We start from the raw sequence: 17772 nt of genomic DNA, 5'->3' as shown, positions 1-17772 counted from the left end.
CCTCACGAATGACGAATGCGTGGATCGGTCAGCACCAGCAGGATGTCTGAAAGCAACGTGCCAATGATGGTGAAGACGCTAAGTATGAGAATGAAGCCACCGGCCAGATACATGTCCTGGTTCTGCAAAGAACGCAGAAGAAGTGGACCAGTTGTCGGCAGGTTCAGCACCACAGCGGTGATCACATCGCCGGAAATGAGTGCTGGCAATGCCCAGCCAACGGTTGAGATGAACGGGTTGAGCGCAACACGAACCGGATAGCGCCAGACAACCTGTCGCTCGCTGAGGCCCTGCGCATAGGCGGTTTCAACGTAAGGTTTGCCGAGCTCTTCGAGCATGTTGGCGCGCATGATACGCAGCAGGCCAGCAGCACCACCGGTGGAGAGCACCAGAACCGGCACCCAGAGGTGGGAGAGCAGATCAACAAACTTGGCGATAGACCACGGGGCGTTTTCAAACTCCGGAGAGAACAAGCCACCGACATGGAAGTTGAAGTAGAGGAAGCCCATCCACATCAGCACCAAGGCCAGCAGGAAGTCCGGAATACCGCGACCAAGGAAGCCGAGAACCGTGAAGAGGTGATCAAAGAAAGAGTACTGACGGGTTGCAGAATAGACGCCGATCGGAATAGCGATCGCCCATGTCATCAGCAATGAAAGCACGGAGATCATCAGTGTGAGGCCGATACGGTCCCAGATCAGTTCGGAAACCGGGAGTTTCCAGTCAAGAGACAGTCCGAAGTCACCATGGAGCAGAATACCGCCAATCCAGGTCAGGAACTGCTCGTACATTGGGCGATCCAGACCAAACTCATGACGAATGTGAGCAGCTGTTTCCGCATCAATAACTTCGCCAGTTTCCACCAGTTCAGCAATGTATGCCGTTACATAATCTCCAGGTGGAAGCTGAATGATAACGAATGTGGCAATCGTAATAACGATCAATGTCGGGATCGACCACAAAAGGCGATGCGCAATATAACCTGCCATTTCCCTTTTCCGTTTTGTTGTACTTGCAAGGAAGCTTTGAAGTATTGAGCCGGTGGCGGCATCGGGAGCGCCGCCACCAACTCAACCGCAAGGCAGTTTAATCTTGGGAGAAATAGAGCTGCTGCGGATATGCGAGGCCAACGCCGCGTAACGCGTCGTCGTGGACGAACCCCGCAGGGAAGTTTTTCAAGCTGTTCTTGCGCACGTAGACCGCTGGGGTTTCACCCACGAGTCCCACATGCCAGCCGTACTGTTTATGCAAGGTCACCATCTCCTGAGCGTAGGCATTTGCCTCTTCCAGGCTGTGCGCGGTCTGTGCATTCTCCCATGCTTTCCAGACATCACGGATCGGGTGATCTTTTGGTGGCTCCTCACCTGATTTGCCGTTGGTGCTCCACCAGTTGAAGTAGCTTGGTGCGAAGCCATAACGACCAAGGAAGCGAAGCGGATCAGCGGTGATGACAGAAGAGCGATCGAACGTGTCGAGCACCATGTCGAAGTCAGCGGTATCAACGTGCTGCTGGTAGAGCGTGCGGTCAATGATGCGCACCAGCACTTCGATACCAACGTCCTGCCAGTAAGTGCGAACCACTTCCAAAAGCTCGCCCTGAATGTCCCAGCGCGTTTCCAGTACGAGGCTGAGACGGCGACCATCAGACATTAAGCGGAACCCATCATCGTCACGTTCTGTGAGACCGATTGCGTCAAGAAGTTCAGCGGCTTTATCCGGATCGTACTCAGTCCAGCGTGTCTCCGCTTCTTCATCGTAGAACGGTGAGCCAGAAATTGGGGAAGCCTGCCGAGATTCACCAAGACCTGAGAACGCCAGTTCGTTGATGGTTTCACGATCTACGGAGATGTTCAGAGCTTCACGGAAACGGATATCCTCGAACAGTGCTTGCTTCACCTTATCGGCGGAGTTGAGGTTCGGGATGATCGACCATGTGAGCGCTTTAGTCCATTTCTCAATGGTGTAATCGCCCTTGGCTTCGTTCTCTTTCAGGAGTGTGAAGTCGGCCACGTTGATGTGACGGTTCTGCAGGTCGATTTCGCCTTGGATCGCCATGAAGTTGATGGCTTCCGGGTCCTGGAACAAGCGGTGCTCGATCTGGTCGATATAAGGAAGCTGGTTTCCTTCCGCGTCCACGCCGTAATAGTAAGGGTTACGCTCCATGACCACGGTGTCGGATGGTGGCGGTGTTTTCACGCGCCATGCAGTTAGCACTGGCATATCAGGGTTGAACCACCATGCCTGGATCTGGCCTTTGGAATCCCAGAGATCAGTCCATTTCTTGGCGCCATGTTTGGCAATAGCCGCCTCCAGCTTAGCTGGATCAGCATAAGTTAGGTGATAGTCTTTGAGGTAATGGAATGGCTCGATGAAGCCTGGACGATCGAGGCCCGGACGACCGGTGCTTTCTTTGGCCAGAACGGTCAGGAACAGCGGATATGGTTTTTCAAAGGAAACGGTGAAGGTGTAATCGTCGGCGAAAGACAACTTCATTGGCACACCGTTGGAGGTGTACAGCGCCTTGATTGATGGCATCAGGTCTTCGTTGAGGAACACATCCTCATACCAGAAACGCACGTCACGGGTAGTGACAGGAGCCCCATCAGACCAGCGCAGGCCTTCGCGGATTGTGAAGGTGAACTCGCGGGCGTCTTCACTCACGGAATACTCACCGATCCAACCCGGAACCAGAGACAGGTTCTTCTCGCCGTCCATGTAGGTTTCAACCACACGCTCTTCCATGAGCTTGGTTGGTCCCCAACGGTCGCTTGGGCCTTTGAAGGCGCGCTTCAGGACACCACCATAGGTGCCGATGCTGTCGTAGACCGGGATGACGCGTGGATTTTTCGGCAGGCGCTCTTCAACCGGTGGTAATTGACCGGCTTCGACCAGCTGCTTAAGCATTGGCGCCTCATTATAGGCCCAACCATTGGCGGCCAGAAACGGCAGCGTCAAAGCAGCAATCGACGTGAGTGTAACGCTCTTCATCAAATTCTCCCCCAACTCGCCTTCCCAGATCCTCCCTGGCAAAACGAGTTACTTCCATATATGCAACAAGCCCGCACCACTGCGCTTGGCAGCCCGAATACAGCCTTTGTTGACAATCAGTTACCCGGCGAAGATGACAGGAGCGCCGTTTGACAACAAGACGACTTTATGAAAATTTTTTCATGATTAGCTCTCGTGACTGCATTTAGGTGATAGCCCAATCTGCCTCAACCTCAGCACAAAGTAGATTAATCGTATTTATATTTTTTATTTTCAATTAGTTATGACTTAACAGGTCGTGATATCACTTCAGTTCTGAGCCAAAATTGATTTATTGGATAAGGCAGATTCATCAATTGCTTGGTGTCAGTGATACACAACAGCGCGCACGTAGGCGTTGCACATGAAAAGTTTTTCATTCAATAATTGCCCGTCCTATTGATGTATGGTGGAAGTCTCGTGACAACGGGTATCAAGCAGATTGCGAAACTCGCAAACGTCTCAATCAGCACTGTGTCTCATGTTTTAAACGCCTCTGCTCCCATTGGCAGTGAGGTGCAGGAACGTGTGCTGAGCATTGCTCGTGAGACAGGATATCTGGCGAAGAGACGACGCAAAGCTTCCATCTCCCTGCTCTCAACCGTTCTGCTTGTGGGGACCAAAAAGGCTTTCCCAAAATCTGACCGCAACTTCGTGGCCTGGACCATGCTGAACGCGTTCAGGAAGGAGTGCCAAAGCCGCGGCATTCGGCTTATTCCTCAGATTGAAGAAGAGGATGAGATCAATCCGGACAACATTGTTCAGGCTGTCGCCAAGCACAGACCTCAAGGCATCGCAGTGATGCAGGATGACCGGCAGTGCCTGATCGATATGCTGTACAAACTGCCATCAGCTGCCGTGATCCTTAGTGGTCAGGACCAGTCTATGCGCGTGGACACTGTGGCACCAAGCAACCGCTTTGGCGCTAAGCTTGCTACAGATCATCTGCTTCAGCTGGGTCACAAACGGATTGCTTTGCTGACCTGGGGCAACCGGCGTGTAGCCAAGCAGCGTATGGAAGGATTTCTGGACGCTTACCGTCAGGCCGGGCTTGAAGCCCCCCTTTCAGACATCATTGATGTGGGCGATTATCAGCAGGATGTGGTGGAAGAAAACTTCAGCCGTTGGCTGAGTGAACACAAAGGCCCAGCCCCCTACTCTGCCTTCTTTTGTTCAGCTGATAACGTTGCGCTTGGGGCGATGAAGGCCTTACAGAACCTTGGGTATTCCATTCCCAATGATGTGTCTGTTATGGGCTTTGACAACGCGTTGTTCGGAGAGCTTTCAAGCCCATCTCTTTCAACCATCCATGTACCTATGGAAGAGATCGGACACGTCGCGCTAAACCTTCTGGAAGAAGCTCTGACCCTACCAGATGGGGAGCGAAGTGCGCGGCGCGTCGAGCTCGGCTGCCGTCTGATTTTACGGAATAGCACCGCAGCTCCAAACCCTGCATATTCCGAGTAACCCAGTGCTTTTGCTGCCTGCTTTTAGATTCAGGTAAGGCTACAAGACATTTCCTAGCGTCACCTACGAGCGGTTTTCACTGTTCATTCGTGCTCTTTCCAACAGTGCTAAAGCCCTATGGTGCTTGCTTTTACGGGTGCAGCTCAGAGGGCCAAACCCATTGGTTACTCAGAGTATTTTCTCTTGATTAGTAATCAAACAAAATTTGCAGAGTCCCGAAAGCAAATCTCTAAGGGGGCTGTTCTATATTCCCGCAAAGCACTATTGCGCATGGGTTCTCACCTACTTCTCCTGTCGGCTCGCGCTGATGATGTTGGGAAATGTGCGGAAGTATTCCAATTTCCGCCGCAACATGAATGTAGATAATGGAAAACAAGATTTCATTATATCGACCACCAGCACCCTATCCGGGAGAAGCCGCAGAAGGCTGGAGAAACTTCAGCAATTATTTGAGCTCAGACCCTCTTGGCGTCATTCCTAAGGAGCTCTACGAGTGCGCGATTTTTCAGTTCGATGATGATGATCCACGCAAGTTCCTTGTGAACGAGCCTAAGCTGCTGTCCAGAGTTTTAGAAGAACAACAAGCTATTTTCCCAAAAGGCGGCGGAATTGCTGAGCTTTTGAAGCCTATCCTGCATAACGGTCTTGTTTCAGCTGAAGGTGTTGACTGGCAGGATCAGCATGAGATGGTTGCGCCGATTTTCTCCAACTCCAGCGTTCGGATTTCATTTGGCTATTTGCAGGAAGCCCTGAGTTCCTTTGTGGAACGGCTCCTGACTTATTCTGAAACCGGCCAAACCATCAAACTGGCTGAAGAAATCAATTTCCTCGTGGCTGACGTCAATTTTCGCTGCGTGTTCTCCAAGCCCATTGAGATTCAGCTGGAGCATCAGTGCTTCAATTCCATAATGAAGTATGAGGAGGAAGTTGCAGGGACTGCGTTGGATCTGAAACGCTTTTCTGGCGGTGGTCAGCCGGCCTTTACTGAGGCTGCTTTGAAGACTGCTGAGAACGTTCGTGCGGTGATTTCTCAGATCATCGACGAGCACATGTACAACAAGCCGCCCAACACTCAAAACTTCTTTCAGATCTTCCAAGAAGCACGTGTTCCTTCCACTGGTAAGCGTTTTACGAAGTCACAACTTGTTGATCAGGTCGCGAGCATTTTCCTCTCCAGCCACGAAACAACGTCCGCTGCGCTGTGTTGGTCAGTTTATATTCTTGCGCAATGTCCGGAGATTGTGGAGCGCATCCGAACCGAAGTGCAGCTGGTAACCGCTTGTGGTCGCATCTCCTACGAGCATTTGCCGCGCCTTCGTTTCACACGTGATGTGTTTAAAGAGGTTCTGCGTCTTTATCCGCCTGTTCTGTATCTCTCACGTATCGCTCGCGAAGACACCACGCTAGGGGACACACTCATCCCTAAGGAATCCATGGTGATTATCAGTCCATGGGTTGTCCATCGCCACCGCTCCTTCTGGGAAAACCCGGATATGTTTGATCCCGATCGCTTTTCTCGCGGAGAAGCGAAGGCGACACTGGGAAGTTATTTTCCGTTCGGATTAGGTCCAAGGATGTGTACGGGTGCCAGCTACGTCACCTTCCTGGGCATCAAAGTAATCGCGAGATTGTGTAGTATGTTTGATTTTGAAACGGTCAATACAGATGAAGTACGTCCGGACAGTACTCTTTATTTAAAACCGTCGAGACCAGTTTTATGTAAAGTACACAAAAGGAAGTTTAGTAAGTAGGTCGGAAGGTCAAACACCGAGGTCACCCAATGGACGCTAAAGAACTACAACAGCTCAAAGCAGGCATTCAGAAGGCTCGCAAGCAAGAAGTCAACTTTGCGTATTCTCCAAACAAGAATCCAAAGGAAGACGATGCATTGATTATTCATCCGCGCAAAAAGCCAAAGATGCTTTTGGTCGCGGTGAAGAAGCAAACTCAGAACCCCAAGAGTATGTGTGGGGTTGTGACCATTAAAAGTAAGGAAATGACCATCGAATGTATTGGTAAGCCGCCAACCCAAGGCCTTATCAAGATGATGCGTAAGTTCCTTATCAGCCAGAAGCTGAACTTCAAAATCCACGTGAAGGATGAAGACGGCAATACGGTTCATAATGATTATGCTGAGGAAGAAGGTGCGGAGACCCCAGATCATCTGCTGGATACTTTCTCTCATGAAACAGATGAGGTTCAAGATACAGGCAGTGATGAAGCCTTCACCGATGAAGAGCTGGCTGCCAGTGGCGAAAATCTGGAAGATACCGAAGACGATGAGGATACTTCTGCAGAAGATGCAGCGGCAGCCGCGGCTGAAGATGCAGCTCAGGAAGAAATTCTTCGCGACAAGCTCACGGCCATTCTGGCAGCACTCACCCACAAGGTTGAGCGCGCTCTTGGTGTGGACGAAGAGTACGACAACAACCTGAAACAGCAACTTGCTGCCGTTCAGGCATCAGTCAAAGCACTAGATGATCCAGGTACACAGGCTGGAGTGAAGGCCGTTCTGACACTGCTGGCACAGGCGCCCAAAGCACCTAAGGTTGACCAGCAAGAAGTGTTTGCTGCGATCAAAGCCTTTACAGTTCAACGTGCGAATGTTGAAGCGGAAATCGGTAGTCTTCTTGCAAAACTGGGAGCTCATGACGATCCGCGCATGCGTCTCATCAAAGCAAAAGGCCCATCTCAGGCCCTCACCGGTGCTGCCAGTGTCCTGCAAGGGAACCTGGACTCAGTAATTGGGAACCTGAAGGAATGGGGTGCAGCTGATGCAAAGCAGAAAGATGCTATCGCCAAGAAGCTCTCTGCAAGTATCGCAACGCTCAACAATCACATGAACTCAGACAAGCTGATCGATTTGCTTGAGAAGAACCCTCTTGGGGTCTCAGTTTCAATCAAGAAACCTATTGAAGCTGCTCTCAAAGATATCGAACAGAAAATGTCTGTCTAATAAACAGCCCCATGTTGCAAGTCATGTGACATGGGGCGACCTTTGTTTTCGGGAACAAGCTGAAGGAGCACACCCCATTGCCTTGCTTCTGTTTTTGCCCAGACATTATTCCAGACATAAATCTAAACCTGTTGCTGCCGCTGGTCTTGAAAGCAGGTGAGGCAACAGCGCTCCCTCGTATCAAAGGGCCCTCCCTTCGCGTTACTCCCGCTCATCTCTTCATGCGGTTTCGCCCCTTCAACTTCCTCAGCCTTGCGCAGTTACTGGCCCTGAACGCTAGCATTAATCATCGCCTGACTGCTGCAGCTGATCTGGCGCTTCGTGTTACTGAATCTGCTACTCTGCCCGCGGCCAAGATAAAGCTAAAAAAGCTAGCACAGACGACTGCGAAATTTGCACTCCCGCTTGCTTTGCAGCTTGGAAAGCTGCCTGGGCACATCCTTGCAAGACTAGGGCTTGCTGCTCAGCTTATTTTGCAGATCAAAGGACTGGGACTGAACCCGTTCAATCTGAACCTTGGGCGGCTGAACCTCATTCTTCCGAAAGCTCGGATAAACTTGCCACTGCTTGGGCTCGTTGATCTTGGGCTGAAGCAGAACCTGAACATGCACGCTCAGGCTGATGTGAAAGCTCTTGCCAAGATGCTCGCAGATTTTGGTCGTTGGAATCTTGGTTTCAAGTTCGATCTGAAAGCCGCTTTCAAAATTCTGGCAGCACTAAACATTATCGGCCTTCTTCAGCTGGCATTTGGTGAAAGTCTTTTCTCAGGAAACGTCAAGGCTTGGGCACGCATCACCGCAAAACTGGCCCTCTTCTCCAGATTGCTTCCTCAGCTCAACCTGAAACTTCCAACCGCGAAAGTTGACTTGAGTGATCTGGATCTGAACATCGGTCAGGCAGACTGGTTGCGAAATGCTAACCGCATTTCTGTCAGAGCATCCGCACGCGCATCACTGCGGGCGTCCGCTCGGTTGAATGCCGGACTGTTTGCCAAAACAGAGGCCGCAATCGGACTTGCCTATGCCCTTTCAGCTGCCCTTAACATTAAGCCGACGACCCGGTGCTGTAGTCGCTGTGCGTTAATATTCTGACGCGTTCACCTGGTGCAAATTTCAGTAGCTGAGTAACCATTTGCCGCCAGTCAGGCGGCAATTTGCTGAGATCAGGGCGGCTCCGGCGAAACTCGATTGCATCATCGTAATTGTCTTTTACGTGGTTCTGATATCCGAAGATTTCTCGAATGATCAGACCCAAAGCATACAGATCAGCCTTATCAGAAATCATGTTGGACCCTAATCCCAGCTGCTCCGGTGCGGCATAGTTCAAATGACCGGCAAAGCTGCTGCATGGGCGCATGAAAGGCAGCTCCTCAGCGAAAGCGCAGTAGGCAAAATCCAAGAGAACGATACCATACGCGCTCTGGTTGCTGAGTAAGATGTTGTTCGGAGCCAGATCCAGATGCGCAACTCCATTCTTGTGAAGCTGATTGATTGTCTTGATCAGGCAGCGACAAAGTCTGGCCATCTCGCCAGAAGAAAGTGATGCTTCCTTCAGCACATGGGACAAGGTTTCACCTTCTATCTTCTCCATGATCAGACTGATTTCACCCCCCTCTTCTTTTAGCTCAACAAACGTTGGTGCAATCGAGCCGGCGAGGTGCTGTAACGCCTTTGCTTCACGCATTAAAAGTTGCTGTGGCGCCGTTTTTGAGATGAGTTTCTTTTCCGCCAACATGCGATTTGACGTGGGACACTTGTAAAACCTGACAGTGCTGGTTGATGTGCGCTTTGCAGGCTCGTTCACGATATCCTCTTATGCCTCAAGACCTTCTGGTTGCAGGATTATTTTTCTCCATCAAGTCAACCAGTTAATAACGATATTACCAGTTCCTCCGATGCCGTACACACAATGAAATGACCTTGCGGAATATTATGATTTCATCTGGAGTGGGCTAACCACTCTTTTGGCAACCTCTACCAATATTATGCGCAAATACTTGGTAGTTTTAGGACTTCCAGTCCCATTAAGCAGTAGCAGAGCGGGATAGATTTCGAATGGATCCAACGGCTTCCCTTCAACCTATTGAGGAGAACGCACCTTGCGGGCCGGATCTTGAGTACGATCCTGACTTCCTGACGATGGAAACTGCTGCCAGTGGCACCCAAGATCACCAGATCGGGGAAGCCATTATCAAGGGTGAAGAACCCGACTGGAAGGAAGCTCTCCGCCTTTCAACACAGCTTCTCACAAGAACCTATGATCTTCGGGTTGCCATAATCCATGCACAAGCACTGATTGCAATTGAAGGCTTTCCAGGTTTCACCAAAGGCCTGGAATTCATTGCACAAATGCTGGACACCTTCTGGGATACTCTGCACCCGGAACTGGATCCGGCAGAGGGGCATGACCCCATCATGCGTGCCAATGTCTTGTCCGCTCTCAATGACAGACGCACTACCCTCACCTTGCTCCGAAACACTGCCCTGGTGCAGTCGCGCATCTTCGGAGCATGGTCTCTCAACGAGATTGCTATCGCCCGCGGTGAGGCAGAACTGCCTGAAGGTCGCGACCGACCAGACATCGCTTCCTACGATGCAGCCCTCAGGGAGACAGATCGCGAAAACATTGCAGAGGTCGTTAATGCAATCGAAACCGCGATCAAAACATCCGAGCACGTTCGCGACTTCTTTGCCCAACATGGTGGCCTGATCCTTGATGATCTGCTTCGCGAACTGCGGCAGGCCCAGTTTTTATTGGCTCCAGCCTTGGAGTTGGAAGAGGAGGAAGACGAAGAAGAGGAAGAGGATTCCTCTGAGGAAGAAGGTGCAGTTAAAGCCCGTTCCGGCAAGAAAAGCGCAAGTTTTACCGGAACAGTTATAAACCGAACTGACGTGTTAAGGGCTCTTGATGAAGTTTGTGCGTATTACAAGCGTAGTGAACCTTCAAGTCCGGTTCCTCTTCTACTGGGTCGGGCCCGACGTCTCGTTGATCTCGACTTCTATTCCATCATCAAGGACCTCGCTCCTGATGGGGAGGCACAAGTTTTGAATATCCGAGGGTCACGCCCCGAGGACGATGACGAACACGGTTCAATCGACTAACCCAGGTCCGAATAAGAACAAAAGTACCGGGAACACGATCACATGGCAAAACAAAGTAGTCAGAAATTTATAGCGAGGAACAGAGCCCCTCGAGTTCAGATTGAATACGATGTTGAACTGTATGGCGCGGAAAAAACAATCCAGCTTCCATTTGTGGCTGGTGTTATGGCTGACCTTTCAGGCAAGCCAGAGGATCCGCTTCCTCCTGTAGGAGATCGAAAAGCTCTCGAAATTGACGTCGACAATTTTGATGAACGCATGAAGTCTATGAAGCCGCGTGTTGCGTTCCGTGTTCCCAACACACTTACAGGTGAAGGCAACCTCAGCGTTGATCTGACATTCGAGAGCATGGACGATTTCTCGCCTGCAGCGGTTGCCCGCAAGGTTGATGCCCTACGCACCTTGCTAGAAGCCCGCACCCAGCTCGCAAACCTGATGACCTACATGGACGGCAAGTCCGGCGCCGAGGAATTGATCGGCAAGGTTTTGAATGATCCTGCCCTTTTGCAAACACTAGCTGCCGCACCGAAGGAAGGTGATGCTGCTGCTGAAGAGAAGGACGAGAATAATGGCTGAAGCTGAAAAACAACCGGAAGTCGAAGCCGAAGAGGCGCAGGTTGAAGCTATTGATCCCAATAACTTTGAATCTCTTCTCAAACAAGAATTCAAGCCAAAATCAGACAGTGCAAAAGAAGCAGTAGAAGGTGCAGTGGCAACACTCGCCGAACAGGCTTTGGCAAACACGACCCTGATTTCGGATGATACGCTTAAGTCGATTGAGGCAATCGTTGCTGAGATTGACAAGAAACTCTCCGAGCAGATGCAGCAGATCCTCCACCACGAAGATTTCCAGAGTCTGGAAGGTACATGGCGTGGTCTGCATTATCTCGTCAACAACACTGAAACCGACGAGATGCTGAAGATCCGGGTGATGAACATCTCTAAGAAAGACCTCAGCAAAACCCTGAAGAAGTATAAGGGTACTGCTTGGGATCAGAGCCCGGTCTTCAAGAAGATCTACGAAGAAGAATATGGCCAGTTTGGTGGCGAACCCTATGGTGTGCTGATCGGTGATTACTACTTCGATCATACCCCACCGGATGTAGCTCTTCTCAACGAGATGGCAGAGATTGCTGCGGCGGCACATGCTCCCTTCATTGCGGGTGCTAGCCCTACTCTCTTCCAGATGGAATCTTGGCAAGAACTTTCCAACCCTCGCGATCTCACCAAAATCTTCCAGACACCAGAATATGCAGCATGGCGGTCCCTGCGTGAAGCAGAAGACTCCCGCTATATTGGTCTCGCAATGCCGCGCTTCCTAGCTCGTTTGCCTTATGGTCCTAACACGGAGCCAGTGGAAGAGTTCGACTTTGAAGAAGACACCTCAGGTGCCGATTCAAAGAAATACGTCTGGTCCAACTCAGCGTTTGCGATGGCGACTAACATCACCCGTTCCTTCAAGATGTATGGCTGGTGTTCCCGTATCCGCGGTGTTGAATCTGGTGGTGCTGTTGAAGGACTGCCTGCTCACACCTTCCCAACGGATGATGGCGGCGTGGACATGAAGTGTCCGACCGAGATTGCGATCACCGACCGGCGCGAAGCAGAGCTTGCAAAGAATGGCATGATGCCATTGTTACACCGCAAGAATTCGGATCTGGCTGCCTTTATTGGAGCACAGTCTTTGCAGAAACCTGCTGAGTATACAGACCCGGATGCGACAGCAAACGCCAACCTTGCAGCTAGGTTACCTTACTTATTTGCAAGTTGTCGGTTCGCTCACTATCTAAAATGTATTGTTCGAGACAAGATTGGCTCGTTCAAAGAACGTCAGGATTTGCAGAACTGGCTTCAGGATTGGATCATGCGTTACGTAGATGGCGATCCTGCTGGTTCCAGTGAACAGACCAAGGCAGAAAAACCCTTGGCCTCGGCTGAAGTAGTCGTTGAAGCAGACGATTCAAACCCAGGCTACTACAGCGCGAAGTTCTTCCTGCGTCCGCATTACCAGCTGGAGGGACTGACTGTGTCCTTGCGACTGGTTTCAAAACTTCCGTCAGCCAAGGGAGGCTAAGTCCTAGGCTGACGCGAAGGACGACAGCGTTTTTCAAAGTACCCATCCAAAACGCTGTTCATCGGCACTACGCCTCATGCGGCAAGCCGTTTAGTGCCACAACAAAAAAGAAACCTAAAGTGGAGCAAGCGTCATGGCAATTGATGCATATGTAATCTTCGAGGGGCCCGGTGCCGGTGCTATCGCCATTGAAGGCGAAACACAAGATGATGAAATGGCAGCGAAAAAAGCCTTCGAAATCGCGACTTTCAGCATGGGTGCTGAAAACACCATGGACATCGGTTCCATGCGTGGCGGTTCTGGTGCCGGCCGCGTGAAGTTTAAAGAGTTCCAGATTGAAAAGAAGAGTGACCGTGGTTCACCAGGCCTCTTCCTTGCTTGTTGTAACGGCGGTATTTACGAAACAGTGACGCTCTTACTACGCCGCTCAGGTGGTGCATCTGGCAAAGCGGGTGTGATCTTCCTCACCTTCACCATGAAGCTGGTTGCTATCAAAGAAATCAGCTGGGAAGGCAACGACGAAGAATGTAAAGAATCCATCCAGATGGAATATGGTGCAGTTCAGATTGATTACACCATGATGGATACCACTGGTGCGATGGGCAAAACACTTACCGAAAAGTGGAGCCGCATCAAGAATACTCGCGATTTGGTCGTCAAATAAACCGAGTATTTTTCTTCCCCCCCTGTGTGTGTTTGCCGGGGCTCCCCCGGCAAACTTTCAATGCGCCCTAGTCCGGAGTGATCCCGTATGCCTGCGAAGGAACATCTAGCCACAGGTAACCTGAAAGAAGCACTCGAAATCACTCAGGAGCAAGTGCGAAAAAATCCTGAGGACGTTAAAGAGCGTATCCTCCTCTTCCAGCTCTATTGTGTGAATGGAGACTGGTTGAAAGCCAAGAAGCAACTTCCAATCATTCGACAGTTTGATGATGGCGCCATTCCCATGGTGGAGACATATTCTCGCTTGCTTGATATGGAGCAACTGCGTGAGGAAGTCTTTGCAGGTGTAAAGACCCCTCTTCTGTTTGGCGAACCCAAAGAGTGGCTTTCCTTTCTTATCCAGGCGCTGAAATTCGACGTTGAAAAGAACGAACAAGCCGCCGTAGAGCTTCGTGATCAGGCTTTTGAGGAAGCAGAAGCGATCTCAGGGACCATCAATGGCGAGAAGTTTGAATGGCTCGCTGACGCCGATCCCCGTTTAGGTCCAGTTTTAGAGCTCATGATGAGCAATGCCTATTATTGGGTTCCCTACTCAGCCATCAAATCCATCCGAATTCCAGAGCCACGTGACTTAAGAGATATGTGCTGGACACCAGTCAATCTCCTTTGGGTCAACGGCGGACCTGCAAATGGTTTCATTCCAACACGTTACGTGGAAACCGTGCATTCCGATGATGCCAATCTGAAACTTTCTCGCCTTACCTCATGGGACGGAGACAGACCAATTGGGCAGCGCATGTTTGCGCATGAAACATCCGAAATCCCCCTTCTTGAGGTCCGTTCAATCAACTTTGACACTCAAGTAGACGTTCACAAGGACATTGGTCCTGTCGTGGGTAGCGGCGATACTACTACTTCAACGGAGGGCGGCCATGGCTGAACGGCCACTTGCTGATCGGTTGGTCCCGTCTTTGCTGGACCGTCTAACAGATGACAACCCGTTTCAGCAGGTAGAGCCCCGTGAAGCCCGCGTCACCAGCTCGGTTAATCTTCGGTATTCCATTCAGCGTGATTTGGAGTGGCTTTTTAACACAACACGGCTTGGCTCTGACATCGATCTTACACCTTACCCTGAAGTCCAATCCTCCGTCTTAAACTTTGGAATTCCAGACCTTGGTGCGATGACAACTAAAAGCGCCGAGGAAATTGAAGACATCCTGCACGAAGCCATCGTCAACTTCGAGCCCCGCGTTATCGAAGAAAGTCTGCTGGTTTCGATCGTTGAACCAAATAAACCACGTCGTTCCAACCGTCTGGATTTTCAGATTGAAGGGCAGCTGTGGTCTCAACCTTTGCCACAAGCTTTGTATCTGCGCACTGAGTTCGATCTTGATGTGCATGCAGTGCAGATAGCTAAACCGCGCCAGCGAGGTTCCTGACATGAAGCCTTGGCTGCTTCCTTATTACAACAGAGAATTACAGCACATACGCGAAAGTGCCTCAGAATTTGCAGAGGCATATCCCAAGGTTGCAGGCCGCCTCGGGTTGAGTGGCTTTGACTGCGCAGACCCTTACGTGGAGCGGTTACTAGAGGGCTTCGCGTTTTTGACAGCGCGTGTTCAGTACAAACTGGATGCCCAGTTTCCTCAATTCACGCAGCATCTTTTGGAGATGGTGTACCCGCATTTTCTTGCGCCCGTGCCGTCCATGTTGATTGCCAACCTTGAACCGGACATGACACAGGGCTCACTGAAGGAAGGCTATCTGGTTCCTCGTGGAACTCAATTGCGGAGCCGGAAAAGTGCACGCGGGGCAACGCCTTGTACCTACAAGACTGCTCACGACACGACCTTATGGCCCGTTAGCGTAGAAGCTGTCGACTATCTTGCAAGCCCGAGTGAGCTGGCCGCACAAAAGGTTGAAGTTCGCAATGGCGCGAAGGCTGGACTTCGCATACGGCTGAAGACCGTTGGCAATATTCCCTTCAATGAGTTGGCGCTGGATGAGCTCCCTCTCTATTTGCGAGGCGGCGGTTCTCAGCCGGTGAAGCTCTACGAGCAGATCATTGGTAACTGTGCGGGCGTCGCTATTCGTCCGACAAGCCTGCCGACGCCATGGGAAATCAATCTCCCCTCTGAGATCGTGAACACACGCGGTTATGGAGATGAGGATGCTCTGCTCCCCTACGGCCCGCAATCCTTCAGCGGGTATCGTTTGCTGCAGGAGTACTTTGCTTTCCCCCATAGATTCCTGTTTGCCGAACTGACGAACCTACAACCAGCTGTTCGCCAATGTGAAACCGATGAGATGGATGTTTTCCTGCTCTTCAATCGGGTTGACAGGGATCTGGAGCGCGCCGTTGATCGCGCTAATATTGCGTTGTTTTGTACGCCAGCCATCAATCTGTTCTCGACGCGGCTGGATCGCTTACACATCAACGACAGACGCAGCGATCACCATGTGGTACCGGATCGTTCCAAACCGCTGGACTATGAGATCTATCAGCTAGAGGAAGTGGAAGGGTTCAGTTCTCAAGGTGATGCACCGCAGATCTTCAAACCGTTTTACAGCCTCTCAAGTTCTCAGGATATTCGCAGTGAGAGCGCCTATTACACAGTTCATCGCAAGCAACGCTTAGCGACGGCAAAGCGGAAAATTACGGGTGGTCGCAGTAACTACCTGGGCACCGAGATCTTCATCAGTCTCGTAGATGCGAAAGATGCGCCGTATAATCTGTCACTCAATCAGCTGGGCATTCGTGCACTTTGCACGAACCGCGATCTGCCATTGATGATGCCGATTGGTGCGGGCAAGTCTGACTTTTCACTTCCAGAAGGTGGTCCAGTCAACGCGGTGAAGTGCATTGACGGACCAAGCCGCCCTCGCCCCTCCAACATCTTTGGTGAAACGGCGTGGCGGTTCATCAACCATTTGTCACTGAACTACCTCAGCATTGCGGATAACAACGATACCGATGGTGCGCAGGCCCTGCGATCCATTCTGCACCTTTATGCGCCGCTGGGAGATACCTCTACGACGCAACAGATTGATGGTGTTCGATCAATCAAATCGACCCGAGCAGTGCGGCGTCTTCCTGGGCGTGGCCTCTCTTCAGTTGCCCGTGGTCTGGAGCTGAATATAACGCTCGATGAAGCCGCATTTGAAGGCACGGGTGTGTTCCTGCTGGGCGCCGTGCTCAACGAGTTCTTTGCGCGCTACGTATCGATCAACAGCTTCACCGAGACTGTTGTGAGATCGAACGTTCGCGGTGAAGTGATGCGCTGGCCATGTCAGATTGGGAGGCGTCATAGGCTATGACCGGTTCCCAGACACCTCCTCCCTCTATTGGTCCGCCGCCAAAACCGACACCTTCCAATGGTGCAAACAAGGCCCCTGCGGTTACACAGCAGCCTCCAACACAGGAAGCGCGCTGGAGGGGGCGTTTGCGTTCGGCTGAGAAAGACTTTCTCGACTACGAGTTTTTGCCTCTGGTCCGGCTTATTGAATGTGCCAATCCCAATATGCCTCGCATCGGGACATCCCGCCGATGTCAGGATGATCCTGTCCGGTTCTCTCATGAGCCGCATTTGCAGTTTGAAGCTTCGACGATCACTGCTTTTAAGCAGGGCGTCGGCACAAATCCAAGTCGAATGACCAGCCGTTTTCTCGGTCTCTTTGGCCCGAATGGACCAATGCCCCTCCATCTGACCGAGTACGCGTTCAAGCGAGAGCATCAGCACCGCGATACGACCATGCGGGCGTTTGCGGATGTGTTCCATCATCGCATTCTCAGTTTGTTTTATCGGGCCGCGATCACTGGTGAACCTGCCTTTAGCTTTGATCGACCTGAGCAAGATCGATACTCAATCTATACGGGAGCATTGGCTGGCTTTGGGCCGACAGAGTTCCGGCATCGAGATGATTTGCCAGACGTGGTGAAGTACCATTTTGCGGGACGGCTCGCCCTTCAAACACGTGGTGCAGATGGCCTATTGGCGATCCTCAGCTGTTACTTCAACCTCCCCGTTGAGCTTGAAGAGTTTATTGGTGAGTGGCTCTACTTGCCTAAGAAGCAGGTGACTGCGCTCAATGGTTTCCGCAACGCTGGCCTTCTTGGAGTTGGTGCAGCTTTGGGTGGTCGTGTCTGGTCCAGCGACACCAAGTTCCGCGTTGCATTTGGACCGCTTTCTCTGCGCGATTATGAGGGTTTGTTGCCTGATGGCATTTCCATGCCGCGGCTGCTTTCTGCTGTTCGTGCCTATTGTGGTGATGAGCTGGAATGGGATGTGGCTTTGGTGCTGAAGCGTAACCAGGTGCCCACAACTCGTCTGGGACAATACGGAAAACTTGGTTGGACCACGTGGCTCTCGCCCAAGAAACAGGGCGGCCCGGTTCGAGATCTTAATTTGCGCCCCCGTCAAGTCACTGAAAAATCAAAAAAAGCGTCTGTTCATAGCAACGGTAGTGCGAAGGCTGCCTAGGAG

General features: G+C 51.3%; 15 protein-coding genes. 12 read left to right on the top strand and 3 right to left on the bottom strand.

Annotation, left to right across the window (positions count from 1 at the left end):
- Window positions 1-2: 2 nt before the first annotated feature.
- Together AC3CB2_RS04740 and AC3CB2_RS04735 are read right to left on the bottom strand one after the other, a co-directional pair.
- Window positions 3-989: an ABC transporter permease gene (locus AC3CB2_RS04740; protein WP_008546926.1), complete on the bottom strand. Its 987-nt coding sequence runs from the start codon at window positions 987-989 to the stop codon at window positions 3-5.
- A gap of 97 nt (window positions 990-1086) precedes the next feature.
- Entirely contained in the window at window positions 1087-2988 is a 1902-nt protein-coding gene (locus tag AC3CB2_RS04735; protein ID WP_352930530.1) for an ABC transporter substrate-binding protein, read from the bottom strand.
- Between the two features lie 459 nt (window positions 2989-3447).
- On the opposite strand from AC3CB2_RS04735, the gene AC3CB2_RS04730 reads away from it, so the two are divergent.
- The 4 genes from AC3CB2_RS04730 to AC3CB2_RS04715 all read left to right on the top strand — a co-directional run bounded on the left by AC3CB2_RS04730 (window position 3448) and on the right by AC3CB2_RS04715 (window position 8541).
- Window positions 3448-4494, top strand: coding sequence for a LacI family DNA-binding transcriptional regulator (locus tag AC3CB2_RS04730; protein WP_208608687.1), 1047 nt, complete (start codon window positions 3448-3450; stop codon window positions 4492-4494).
- Window positions 4495-4859: 365 nt separating this feature from the next.
- A complete protein-coding gene (locus tag AC3CB2_RS04725) occupies window positions 4860-6245 on the top strand; it encodes a cytochrome P450 (RefSeq protein ID WP_008547119.1) in 1386 nt (461 codons plus the stop codon).
- A 29-nt stretch (window positions 6246-6274) separates the two neighbouring features.
- A complete protein-coding gene (locus tag AC3CB2_RS04720) occupies window positions 6275-7450 on the top strand; it encodes a hypothetical protein (protein WP_352930532.1) in 1176 nt (391 codons plus the stop codon).
- Between the two features lie 221 nt (window positions 7451-7671).
- Window positions 7672-8541: a hypothetical protein gene (locus tag AC3CB2_RS04715; RefSeq protein WP_050773832.1), complete on the top strand. Its 870-nt coding sequence runs from the start codon at window positions 7672-7674 to the stop codon at window positions 8539-8541.
- On the opposite strand, the gene AC3CB2_RS04710 is transcribed toward AC3CB2_RS04715, so the two are convergent.
- Window positions 8495-9253, bottom strand: coding sequence for a protein kinase domain-containing protein (locus AC3CB2_RS04710; RefSeq protein ID WP_352930534.1), 759 nt, complete (start codon window positions 9251-9253; stop codon window positions 8495-8497). The two genes, AC3CB2_RS04715 and AC3CB2_RS04710, sit on opposite strands and share 47 nt — an antisense overlap.
- Window positions 9254-9504: 251 nt before the next feature.
- On the opposite strand from AC3CB2_RS04710, the gene tssA reads away from it, so the two are divergent.
- The 8 genes from tssA to tssG all read left to right on the top strand — a co-directional run bounded on the left by tssA (window position 9505) and on the right by tssG (window position 17769).
- Entirely contained in the window at window positions 9505-10551 is a 1047-nt protein-coding gene (gene tssA / locus AC3CB2_RS04705) for a type VI secretion system protein TssA (RefSeq protein WP_352930535.1), read from the top strand.
- Window positions 10552-10593: 42 nt separating this feature from the next.
- Window positions 10594-11127, top strand: a complete 534-nt coding sequence (tssB, locus tag AC3CB2_RS04700) for a type VI secretion system contractile sheath small subunit (protein ID WP_037035899.1) — start codon at window positions 10594-10596, stop codon at window positions 11125-11127.
- A complete protein-coding gene (tssC, locus tag AC3CB2_RS04695) occupies window positions 11120-12625 on the top strand; it encodes a type VI secretion system contractile sheath large subunit (protein WP_008546363.1) in 1506 nt (501 codons plus the stop codon). The genes tssB and tssC overlap by 8 nt, the downstream gene beginning before the upstream one ends.
- Before the next feature lie 133 nt (window positions 12626-12758).
- On the top strand, window positions 12759-13289 hold the full coding sequence (locus AC3CB2_RS04690; protein ID WP_008546218.1) for an Hcp family type VI secretion system effector: 531 nt from the start codon (window positions 12759-12761) through the stop codon (window positions 13287-13289).
- Between the two features lie 87 nt (window positions 13290-13376).
- Window positions 13377-14228 (top strand): type VI secretion system accessory protein TagJ, encoded by an 852-nt coding sequence (locus AC3CB2_RS04685; RefSeq protein ID WP_054782548.1) that lies wholly within the window; start codon window positions 13377-13379, stop codon window positions 14226-14228.
- Window positions 14221-14727 carry a type VI secretion system baseplate subunit TssE gene (gene tssE / locus AC3CB2_RS04680; protein WP_008547231.1) on the top strand — a complete coding sequence of 169 codons (507 nt, stop codon included), beginning with the start codon at window positions 14221-14223 and terminating at the stop codon, window positions 14725-14727. Before AC3CB2_RS04685 ends, tssE begins: the two co-directional genes overlap by 8 nt.
- A 1-nt stretch (window position 14728) precedes the next feature.
- Window positions 14729-16606, top strand: a complete 1878-nt coding sequence (tssF, locus tag AC3CB2_RS04675; RefSeq protein ID WP_352930538.1) for a type VI secretion system baseplate subunit TssF — start codon at window positions 14729-14731, stop codon at window positions 16604-16606.
- Complete coding sequence (tssG, locus tag AC3CB2_RS04670; protein WP_352930540.1) at window positions 16603-17769, top strand: type VI secretion system baseplate subunit TssG; 1167 nt, start codon at window positions 16603-16605, stop codon at window positions 17767-17769. The genes tssF and tssG overlap by 4 nt, the downstream gene beginning before the upstream one ends.
- Window positions 17770-17772: the final 3 nt, after the last annotated feature.

Source organism: Pseudovibrio sp. SCP20 (genome assembly GCF_057774105.1).
The sequence above is the reverse complement of the archived record's forward strand: the minus strand, read 5'-3'. Positions and strand labels throughout refer to the sequence as shown.

Coding starts and splice junctions, on each gene's coding strand:
- AC3CB2_RS04740 (WP_008546926.1), bottom strand. CDS start 989: ATGGCAGGTTATATTGCGCATCGCCTTTTGTGGTCGATCCCGACATTG.
- AC3CB2_RS04735 (WP_352930530.1), bottom strand. CDS start 2,988: ATGAAGAGCGTTACACTCACGTCGATTGCTGCTTTGACGCTGCCGTTT.
- AC3CB2_RS04725 (WP_008547119.1), top strand. CDS start 4,860: ATGGAAAACAAGATTTCATTATATCGACCACCAGCACCCTATCCGGGA.
- AC3CB2_RS04720 (WP_352930532.1), top strand. CDS start 6,275: ATGGACGCTAAAGAACTACAACAGCTCAAAGCAGGCATTCAGAAGGCT.
- AC3CB2_RS04715 (WP_050773832.1), top strand. CDS start 7,672: ATGCGGTTTCGCCCCTTCAACTTCCTCAGCCTTGCGCAGTTACTGGCC.
- tssA (WP_352930535.1), top strand. CDS start 9,505: ATGGATCCAACGGCTTCCCTTCAACCTATTGAGGAGAACGCACCTTGC.
- tssB (WP_037035899.1), top strand. CDS start 10,594: ATGGCAAAACAAAGTAGTCAGAAATTTATAGCGAGGAACAGAGCCCCT.
- tssC (WP_008546363.1), top strand. CDS start 11,120: ATGGCTGAAGCTGAAAAACAACCGGAAGTCGAAGCCGAAGAGGCGCAG.
- AC3CB2_RS04690 (WP_008546218.1), top strand. CDS start 12,759: ATGGCAATTGATGCATATGTAATCTTCGAGGGGCCCGGTGCCGGTGCT.
- AC3CB2_RS04685 (WP_054782548.1), top strand. CDS start 13,377: ATGCCTGCGAAGGAACATCTAGCCACAGGTAACCTGAAAGAAGCACTC.
- tssE (WP_008547231.1), top strand. CDS start 14,221: ATGGCTGAACGGCCACTTGCTGATCGGTTGGTCCCGTCTTTGCTGGAC.
- tssF (WP_352930538.1), top strand. CDS start 14,729: ATGAAGCCTTGGCTGCTTCCTTATTACAACAGAGAATTACAGCACATA.
- tssG (WP_352930540.1), top strand. CDS start 16,603: ATGACCGGTTCCCAGACACCTCCTCCCTCTATTGGTCCGCCGCCAAAA.